Annotated in this window: 10 protein-coding genes; 6 read left to right on the plus strand and 4 right to left on the minus strand. The window is 53.8% G+C overall.

Annotated features, from left to right (window positions below; all coding sequences use genetic code 11):
* Positions 1 to 3: 3 nt before the first annotated feature.
* Entirely contained in the window at positions 4 to 774 is a 771-nt protein-coding gene (locus Q0683_RS03360) for a winged helix-turn-helix domain-containing protein (protein ID WP_298614477.1), read from the plus strand.
* Here the strand turns inward: Q0683_RS03360 and Q0683_RS03365 are convergent.
* The 3 genes from Q0683_RS03365 to Q0683_RS03375 are packed head-to-tail and all read right to left on the minus strand — an operon-like array spanning position 740 to position 2,156.
* A complete protein-coding gene (locus tag Q0683_RS03365; RefSeq protein ID WP_298614479.1) occupies positions 740 to 949 on the minus strand; it encodes a hypothetical protein in 210 nt (69 codons plus the stop codon). The genes Q0683_RS03360 and Q0683_RS03365 overlap by 35 nt on opposite strands.
* A 4-nt stretch (positions 950 to 953) precedes the next feature.
* The gene (locus tag Q0683_RS03370; RefSeq protein ID WP_298614481.1) at positions 954 to 1,811 is read right to left on the minus strand and encodes a shikimate dehydrogenase; all 858 of its coding nucleotides are present in this window, start codon (positions 1,809 to 1,811) and stop codon (positions 954 to 956) included.
* 6 nt (positions 1,812 to 1,817) lie between these two features.
* Complete coding sequence (locus tag Q0683_RS03375) at positions 1,818 to 2,156, minus strand: P-II family nitrogen regulator (protein ID WP_298614483.1); 339 nt, start codon at positions 2,154 to 2,156, stop codon at positions 1,818 to 1,820.
* Positions 2,157 to 2,338: 182 nt separating this feature from the next.
* On the opposite strand from Q0683_RS03375, the gene rph reads away from it, so the two are divergent.
* From rph to Q0683_RS03395, 4 genes are all read left to right on the plus strand, one after another.
* Positions 2,339 to 3,067: a ribonuclease PH gene (rph, locus tag Q0683_RS03380; RefSeq protein WP_298614485.1), complete on the plus strand. Its 729-nt coding sequence runs from the start codon at positions 2,339 to 2,341 to the stop codon at positions 3,065 to 3,067.
* On the plus strand, positions 3,060 to 3,671 hold the full coding sequence (locus tag Q0683_RS03385; RefSeq protein ID WP_298614487.1) for a hypothetical protein: 612 nt from the start codon (positions 3,060 to 3,062) through the stop codon (positions 3,669 to 3,671). Before rph ends, Q0683_RS03385 begins: the two co-directional genes overlap by 8 nt.
* A gap of 172 nt (positions 3,672 to 3,843) precedes the next feature.
* Positions 3,844 to 5,373: a YifB family Mg chelatase-like AAA ATPase gene (locus tag Q0683_RS03390; RefSeq protein WP_298614489.1), complete on the plus strand. Its 1,530-nt coding sequence runs from the start codon at positions 3,844 to 3,846 to the stop codon at positions 5,371 to 5,373.
* The gene (locus Q0683_RS03395) at positions 5,357 to 6,616 is read left to right on the plus strand and encodes an ABC transporter substrate-binding protein (RefSeq protein ID WP_298614491.1); all 1,260 of its coding nucleotides are present in this window, start codon (positions 5,357 to 5,359) and stop codon (positions 6,614 to 6,616) included. The genes Q0683_RS03390 and Q0683_RS03395 overlap by 17 nt, the downstream gene beginning before the upstream one ends.
* On the opposite strand, the gene hpnH is transcribed toward Q0683_RS03395, so the two are convergent.
* A complete protein-coding gene (gene hpnH / locus Q0683_RS03400) occupies positions 6,613 to 7,623 on the minus strand; it encodes an adenosyl-hopene transferase HpnH (protein ID WP_298614493.1) in 1,011 nt (336 codons plus the stop codon). The two genes, Q0683_RS03395 and hpnH, sit on opposite strands and share 4 nt — an antisense overlap.
* 532 nt (positions 7,624 to 8,155) lie before the next feature.
* Here hpnH and Q0683_RS03405 point away from each other — a divergent pair.
* Positions 8,156 to 8,931 (plus strand): ribonuclease E/G (locus Q0683_RS03405; RefSeq protein ID WP_298976294.1); only part of this gene is annotated, 776 nt, incomplete at its 3' end.

Raw genomic sequence — 8,931 nt, forward strand, 5'->3', positions numbered from 1 at the left:
TTTATGCTCTCCACTGATACAGTTGCCGAACCAGCCAAGGCTCCTTTTGCCACACCACCTGCCCTTGCCAACATTTTAGTTATTGAAGATGAAGACCTGATTCGCGAGACCCTTGTCCTTGCTTTGCAGGAGGAGGGCTACCACACCCTCGTGGCCAGTGATGGCTATGAAGCATTGAATCTCATTAATACCCATCTATTAACGGACGTTAGCTTTGAGACTCCAGAAATCCATTTGATTATCCTTGATGTCATGCTGCCGGGTGTCAATGGATTGGATCTATGCCGCCTAATTCGCCGTGAAGGGTGCACTGTCCCCATTCTCATGATCAGTGCCAAAGGTAGTGAAATTGATCGAGTGGTTGGCCTTGAAATTGGTGCCGATGATTACTTGGCCAAGCCCTTTGGCATGCGGGAGATGCTGGCCCGCTGTCGTGCTCTATTACGGCGAACACAAATTCAACAGGGTAGGGTGCCCTCCGTTTTGCGCTTCCGCGATCTCTGCCTCTATCCCCAAGAATGCCGCGTAACCCTGCGCGGGGAGGAGATCAATCTCTCGCCTAAAGAATACAAACTGCTTGAGCTGTTTATGCGTCATCCCCGCCGTGTTTGGCCACGGGAGCAGTTACTGGATCAGGTGTGGGGGCATGACTTTATCGGCGATAGTAAAACCGTTGATGTCCACATTCGCTGGCTGCGGGAGAAAATTGAAACCGATCCCAGTCATCCCCAATACATTCTCACGGTGCGGGGTTTTGGCTATCGCTTTGGCTGAGCTTGATCAGGAGAATCGCCATTAACAGTGCAGGGCTAACCACCAATAGCAGAATGACACCCAGATGAGGCGGCAAGGGATAGAGGGGGGCTATCAGTTTAATCCCCAAGGCAATCAGCAGTGACACCCCAAAAACCGCAAATAACCACATCAGTTCTGCCAGCCAAGGTGCCATGTGACTATTCTGTCCCAAGGGCAGTTTCAAGGGCAGTGGCCATGATGGCAGTGGGCGCGGGTTGGCCAATCCAGTACTCTAGAGCTGCCGCCCCCTGATGAAGAAGCATGGCCAGACCATCCAAGGTTTGCAGTCCTCGCGCCATCGCCAGTTGCAAAAGGAGGGTGGGACGCGGCTTGTAGATGAGGTCATAGACAATAGCGGTGTCGGGTAATCGGGCTAAATCCTCACCTGTTAGGGGAGTAGCGTCCCGATGGGGACTCATGCCAATCGGGGTCGTATTCACCACAAGGCTGACTTTTTCTAAACACGTGGCGCGCTCTGACCATGCTAGGGGATAGAGGGTTCTCCAGGGCCAACTCGTCACAAAGGCCTCCAGGCGTTCCCCTTGCCGACCACTGATATAGATCTGCCGACAGCCCAAATTGTAACAGGCAGTAACCACTGCGCGTGCGGCACCCCCATAGCCCAAAACTAAAACGGCAATCTCTGACCACGGGTAGGTCTGCTGTTGCAACGGCGCTAAAAAGCCATGCACATCGGTGTTGGTCCCCACCCAACCTTTTTCACTGCGATAGACAGTGTTGACGGCCCCCACTTGCTGGGCAAGGTCGCTAACATCGGCCAAATAGGGAAGGATGGCTTCCTTATGGGGAATGGTGACATTAAAACCCACAACGTTCAGGGCATCCAGGCCGGCGATCGCCCCCGCCAACTGCTGCGGTTTGACCCAAAAGGGCACATAGATATAGTTCAAGCCCAAATACTCTAGGGCTGCATTGTGCATTTCTGGGGAGAGTGTGTGCTCAATGGGATCCCCAATCACTCCCAGAAGCTGGGTTTGACCAGAAATTTTTGGCATTGGCGTTTAGACCGCTTCGTGATCTTTTTCTCCTGTGCGGATGCGAATGACCTGTTCTACAGGAGTCACAAAAATCTTGCCGTCGCCAATTTCGCCGGTGCGGGCAGCTTCAACAATTTTGGCCACCACCATGTCCACCTGACTATCTTCGACAACAATCTCGACTTTTAGCTTTTGTAAAAATTCCACCGTGTACTCAGACCCCCGATATCGTTCCGTTTGCCCCTTTTGCCGCCCAAAGCCCCGCACCTCCGAGACGGTCATGCCGACAATCCCGGCATTGACAAGGGCAATCTTCACTTCATCCAATTTGAAGGGGCGAATGATGGCCTCTACTTTTTTCAATGTCAAACTCCTTCTCTATGGCAACGGGCTAATCTTTATTTAGCATTGGCAAAAGAGTATAGCCTGTAGCAATAACTACATTATATTATCCCCAATCATCGAGCGATCGCCCAAGGGGACGCTCTCGCACTGGCTCCAGAAAATAAGCTCTAATAGGAAAGGTGATTGAGAGGGAGTCAAACATGGGGTGGCAGCGACCCGATGGCCGTCAACCACTGGAATTGCGATCGCACCGCTTTCAGCGGTATTTCACCCGATTTGCCTTGGGATCGGTGCTTGCCCAAGCGGGGCAAACTCAAGTGCTGTGTACCGTCAGTCTTAAAGAGGGGGTGCCCAAGTTTTTGGAAGGCACAGGCCAAGGGTGGCTCACCGCAGAGTACCGCATGCTACCCAGCGCCACACAGCCAAGACAGGAACGGGAATTTCTCAAACTGTCTGGGCGCACCCAAGAAATCCAGCGCCTGATTGGTCGCAGCTTACGCTCGGCCTTGGATTTGTCCCTCCTGGGGGAACGCACGCTAATTGTGGATGCCGATGTCCTCCAAGCCGATGCCGGCACGCGATCGCTGGCCATTACAGGGGGCTACATTGCCCTTGTAGATGCCCTCAGTACTCTACTTCAGCAAGGGGTACTCAGCGCCTCTCCCCTGTGTCATCAAGTGGCGGCAGTTTCCGTGGGTTTGATTGATGGCGAACCCTATCTGGATTTAAGCTACGCTGAGGATGTCGCCGCTAGTGTGGACTTCAATGTGGTAATGACGGCCAGTGGTCAATTCATTGAGGTTCAAGGCACAGCAGAGATGGGTTCCTTTGATCGGCCAACCCTTGATTGTCTTCTGGACGTCGCCACCCAAGGTATTCAAGAGTTAATTGAGATCCAACAGCAAGTCTTAGCTGCAAGCCATGAGTGAGCAGGCCATTTACCTCGGACACATCGTCAAGTCCAACTCCCACTGGGATTATGTGGCGCAACTGGTGGATCAGTGGGATGTAGCCCATCCCCCTGCCCCCGAAGACTATGGCTTTGGTCGTTTTGTCAAACTGGAGGATGAGCAGCGCCACTGGGCAGTGGGAGTGATTTACAACTCTCAACTGTTGAATCCCCAGTTCCATCAGATTAGCCCTCGCCTCACCACCAATGCCGACACAGTTCTCAGTCCCGATTTAGTCAGCGAAACCCGCACTCTCCTCTGGATTGCCCTCATTGGTCATTTAGTGACTGTGGAGGGTCAGCCCTACGGCCAGCAGGGGATGCCCACCCTTGTGGTACCGGTGAATACACCGGTGTGGCAATTGACAACCGCCGAGGTGCTGGCCTTTCATCGCAATGCCCAAGGTCAAGCCCAGTTTCGCTACTATGCCCATTTGTTGCGCTCAACGGGGAACTATGCAGCACCGCTATTGGCGCGAATTCTGGAAACAATTACGCCCCTCTTCAGTGGTGCCGAGCAGCGATCGCTGGAAATTATCAACAAAGAGTTGGCTTGGCGGCATACCTTGGGCAGCCTACGCTAAGGGCAGATGCAGAAATTGTAGTTTTGCAAACAAACTTCATGAAAAATCCTATGCAATGGTGACAAATCTAGGATGTTTCTGCTAAGGTCATTAAGGGTGTGAGGAGCGAACCAGTTAAGGGCACCGAGACGAAACACGGCCAGTCGTCGGTGCTCTTTCTGACTTTTAGACTATGCTGGCGCGGGTTTGGAGTGCTGCGGTTTTAGGCATTGACGCGATTCCCGTTGGCGTCGAGGTGGATGTTTCCGGCGGCTTGCCGGGTATTGTGGTGGTCGGTCTGCCCGATGCGGGTGTTCAGGAGGCCCGCGAGCGGGTTAAGGCGGCGATTCGCAACGCCGGTTTTAGCTTCCCGATGCGGCGCATTGTCGTCAATCTCACCCCCGCCGATTTACGTAAGGAAGGACCTAGTTTTGATCTCCCCATTAGTGTCGGTATTCTGGCGGCCTCAGGACAGGTTGCCACGGATTTACTGGGGGATCATCTCTTTCTCGGTGAAGTATCCCTCGATGGCACCTTACAGGCGGTGGCCGGGGTACTGGCAATTGCCGCTGCGGCGCAAGCCCAAGGAATGACCGGTTTAGTGGTGCCCGCAGCCAATGTTACGGAGGCAGCGTTGGTGCGGGGGCTAAAGGTCTATGGTTGCCATACCCTCGCTGAAGTGGCAGCCTTTTTGAATGACCCTAGCTCGCGATCGCCCGCGGTTAGTTGTCCGCAACCTCTAGAATCCAATCCTGTTTCCTCTCCTGTTGACCTCAAAGATGTGAAAGGCCAGTATCAAGCGCGGCGTGCCCTAGAAATTGCCGCGGCGGGGGGGCACAATCTCATTTTTGTCGGGCCACCGGGGAGTGGCAAAACAATGTTGGCGCGGCGCTTACCCACAATCTTGCCCCCCTTAACCTTTGAAGAAGCCCTTGAAGTCACGAAAATTTATTCCGTTGCTGGCTTGCTGAAAGAACGCGGTCAATTGATCCAAACCCCGCCCTTTCGCAGTCCTCACCATTCTGCCTCTGGACCTGCCCTTGTCGGCGGTGGCAGCTACCCGCGACCGGGGGAGATTTCCCTTGCCCATCGGGGCGTGCTCTTTCTTGACGAATTGACGGAATTCAAGCGGGACGTTTTGGAGTTTTTGCGCCAGCCCCTTGAGGATGGCCAAGTCACCATTGCCCGCGCCCGCCAATCCGTGGTTTTTCCGGCGCAATTTACCTTGGTGGCCAGCACAAATCCCTGTCCCTGCGGCTATTATGGCGATCCGGTGCAACCCTGTACCTGCTCCCCGCGCCAGCGAGAACAGTATTGGGCAAAGCTCTCTGGCCCCCTATTAGATCGCATTGATCTGCAAGTGAGTGTCAGCCGTCTCAAGCCAGAGGAAATGACTCGCCAAACGCTGGGGGAAGATTCCGCCACAGTACGCCAGCGGGTCTTGGCGGCGCGATCGCGAGCACGGCGGCGGTTTGCCGCAGAACCCAACCTCCATTGCAATGCCCAAATGCAAAGCCGCCATTTGCGTCAGTGGTGTCAATTGGACGAAGCTTCAACACAGCTTCTAGAAAGGGCGATCGCCAAACTCGGCCTGTCGGGGCGAGCCACAGATCGTATCCTAAAGGTAGCCCGTACCATTGCCGATCTGGCTGACTGTGAAACGATTGCCGCTGCCCATGTGGCCGAAGCCATTCAATACCGCACGATTGATCGTTTGCAATAGACGGGGGTGGTTCGCGCTCCTCCTGGGTTTCCTAGCCCTGCTGCTGATTGGCTGCACCACAGCAACCCAAGCAGAGAAGCCCATTGAACTTGTCTTTTGGCATGGGGTCAACCCTCCGGCCAATCGCGTGGTGCTCCAGCGTCTGGTGGATCGCTTCAATGCTCGTCATCCCCAGATTCACGTCCAAGCCCTCTATGTGGGCCAGCCCGACCAACAGTTGCCCAAAATTCTCGCAGCGGTGGTGGGCAATGCTGCACCGGATTTGCTCTGGTATAACCCCACGATGACCGGCCAGTTTGTCGATCTGGGTGCCCTACGTGCCCTCGATGATTGGTGGCAAGGCTCCCCCTACCGTGACCAAGTGAACCCGGCGCTTATTCCCACGATGCGCTACGGCAACCATTACTGGTCAATTCCCTTTGCCACCAACAACATTGGAATTTTTTATCGCCCTAGCTTACTGGCTGCGGCCGGCATTGACAAGCTGCCCACCACATGGGCGGAGCTAGAGCAAGTCAGCCAAACCCTAAAGGCGCAGGGCATTACCCCCCTGCTCCTTGCCCTGGGCCAAGGCGAATTTGCGGTCTTTACGTGGTTGCCCTTCTTTTGGAGCGCCGGTGGTAGCTTTGGAGATACCCCTGAGACTGCCCACATTGACACACCGCCCGCGATCGCCGCTCTTGACTTTTGGCAACGCCTGCGACAGAAGGGCTTAGCAATTCTCTCGGCTCCCGAACGGGGCTATGAACTGGATCAATTTATCCGTGGTGAGGTGGCCATGCAGATTACAGGGCCTTGGACCTTGGCGCAACTCCAACAGTCGGGAGTAGATTTTGGCGTCCTCCCCATGCCCGCCCTCCAGACCCCTGCAACTGCCCTAGGGGGTGAGAATCTCTTTGTCTTTCGCTCAACGCCCGAACGGGAACAGGCGGCTCTAGCGTTTTTGGACTATGTCCTCAGTGAAGAATTCCAAACAGAATGGGCGGTGGGTACCGGGTATTTGCCTGTGAATGAACGGGTGTGCACCAATGAACGCTATCAGAGCTTTGTGGCACAGCAGCCCACCCTGCGGGTCTTTCTAGAGCAGATGGCTACTGCTAGGGCGCGCCCCAACTTTCGTGGCTATGCTCGTTTTTCTCAAACCCTTGGGCGAGCGATCGAAAGCGTTCTTCTAGGAAAATTAACGCCCAAAGCCGCTGTGGAAGCCGCCGAACAGCGCTGGCAACTCATGCGTCCGCGCTAGAACAAACTGCTTGCTGCTTTAACCATATTGGCCGGATTAAAGGCATCCATGGCAGCAGTGGCCTCATAGCCACAGTGCACCATGCAGTCACGGCACTTGGGATTGCCGCTTTTGTGACCATACTTCTCCCAATCGGTATTTTCAATCAGTTCCTTCCAAGTCTTGTAGTGCCCCTCATTGAGGAGATAGCAGGGTTTTTGCCAGCCCAACACACTGTAGCTGGGCATACCCCAAGGGGTGCACTCGTAATCCTTTTCACCGACAAGGAAATCAAGGAAGAGGGGATTGTGGTTAAAGTTCCACTTCTTCTGGCCTGCGCGGTAGGGGGCGAGGATTTCGCGGAACAGAGCGCGGGTTTGCTCCCGTTTAAGAAAGTGCTCCTGATCCGGTGCCCACTCGTAGGCATAGCCCGGCGAGATCATCATGCCGTCCACTCCTAGGGAACTGACAAAGTCAAAGAATTCCTGCATTTCTTTGGGATCTGCCCCCTCAAAAATTGTTGTGTTGGTGGTAACACGGAAGCCCTTGGCTTTAGCTGCTTTAATGGCTTTCACAGCCGTGTCAAAGACCCCCTTGCGGTTCACACATTTGTCGTGCCACTCCCGCAGCCCATCCAGGTGAACACTGAAGCTAAAGTAGGGAGAGGGCTTGAATTTATGCAGATTTTCCTCTAAAAGGACTCCGTTCGTACACAGATAAACAAACTTGCGCCGCGCCACCAAGCCCTGCACAATCTCATCAATTTGCGGGTGGAGTAGGGGTTCTCCACCGGGAATAGCCACAATCGGCGCACCGCATTCTTCAACAGCGCGGAAGCACTCCTCCGGCGTGAGATACTTGCGCAGGACTTCAAGGGGGTGCTGGATTTTACCGCAGCCCGAACAGGCTAGATTACAGCGAAAGAGAGGCTCAAGCATCAAGGTGAGGGGAAAGCGCTTTTTGCCCTGTAGGCGTTGTGAGATGATATAGACGGCAACTTCCACTGCCTGCTTGATGTGGACTCCCATGGGCAACTCTCCTCAGTGTGGCTAATTTTCTAGCCAAAACGCTTAATAGATGCTTATAGTTGTAGCAGCTTCGTAGGCGATCGCCAAAGTGTCCTATCAGGTTTGCAAAGTGGCACACTATCCCTGTGGCCAACACAGCAGTGACGACCACCGTAAAAAATATTGCAAAATGCCCGACGCAGTCTTGACAGATGTACGTCCAATCAGAGACGATTGAAAGTACTGTAGAAACATCCCTTTTGCTTAACCTCCATAGCCCAAGAGACCAAAGGTTAGGCATAGATTTTCATTAGGGCTGGCATGGGGTGACATCTTTCCCTTCTGCAAGTCGTGCAGAGCTTTTTAGGTATCACCACAGTTGCGTTCTGCGTTCCAATGCCAAGCCGCCTCTACAGGAACCTTTTTCCCAACCATCTTAAAGCCAAACTTGCACGAGTCCCTTACAGGGGCAAGAAGGGCTAGGCACTGTGCTAGATACCTTTAGCCAATTCATGCTGACGTTTATTTTGTTAAGAGATTCTAAGGATAATGAATGCCTAAGCAGATTATTATTGCCGAGGAACATCGGATAGCGGCGGTCTTTGCCGAAGATCAAATTCAGGAATTGATTGTGGCCACGGGTACCCATCAGGTGGGGGATATCTACCTTGGCGTGGTAGAAAATGTCCTGCCGGGTATTGATGCTGCCTTTGTCAACATAGGGGATACCTCCCGCAATGGCTTTATCCACGTCAGTGACCTTGGCCCACTGCGCCTCAAGCGAACTGCTGGGGCAATTACCGAATTACTAGCACCACAGCAAAAAGTGCTGGTTCAGGTGATGAAGGAACCCACAGGCAACAAAGGGCCGCGGCTAACGGGGAATATTTCTCTCCCAGGACGCTATCTGGTGCTAATGCCCTATGGTCGGGGGGTGAATCTATCGCGACGGATTACCAATGAAGCGGAACGACATCGGCTACGTGCCTTGGGCATTTTGGTCAAGCCCGCTGGCATGGGGCTATTGGTGCGCACAGAGGCCGAGGGTGTCTCCGAAGAGGCAATTCTTGAGGATCTGGAGTTCCTGCAACGGCAGTGGGAAACAATTCAACAGCAGGCAGCCTCCAGCCGTCCTCCCCAGCTGCTAGGGCGCGATGATGACTTTATCCAAAAAGTGCTGCGGGATGTCTATAGCAGTGATGTCAATCGCATTGTCGTGGATACCCCGGAGGGGGTTAAGCGGGTAAAACAGCACCTGAAAAACTGGAATGCCAATAGGCCGGTGGGGGTTCTCATTGACTATCACCAAGAACCCATTCCCATTTTGGA

The sequence above is a fragment of the uncultured Thermosynechococcus sp. genome, assembly GCF_938074695.1.
Classification (GTDB): domain Bacteria; phylum Cyanobacteriota; class Cyanobacteriia; order Thermosynechococcales; family Thermosynechococcaceae; genus Thermosynechococcus.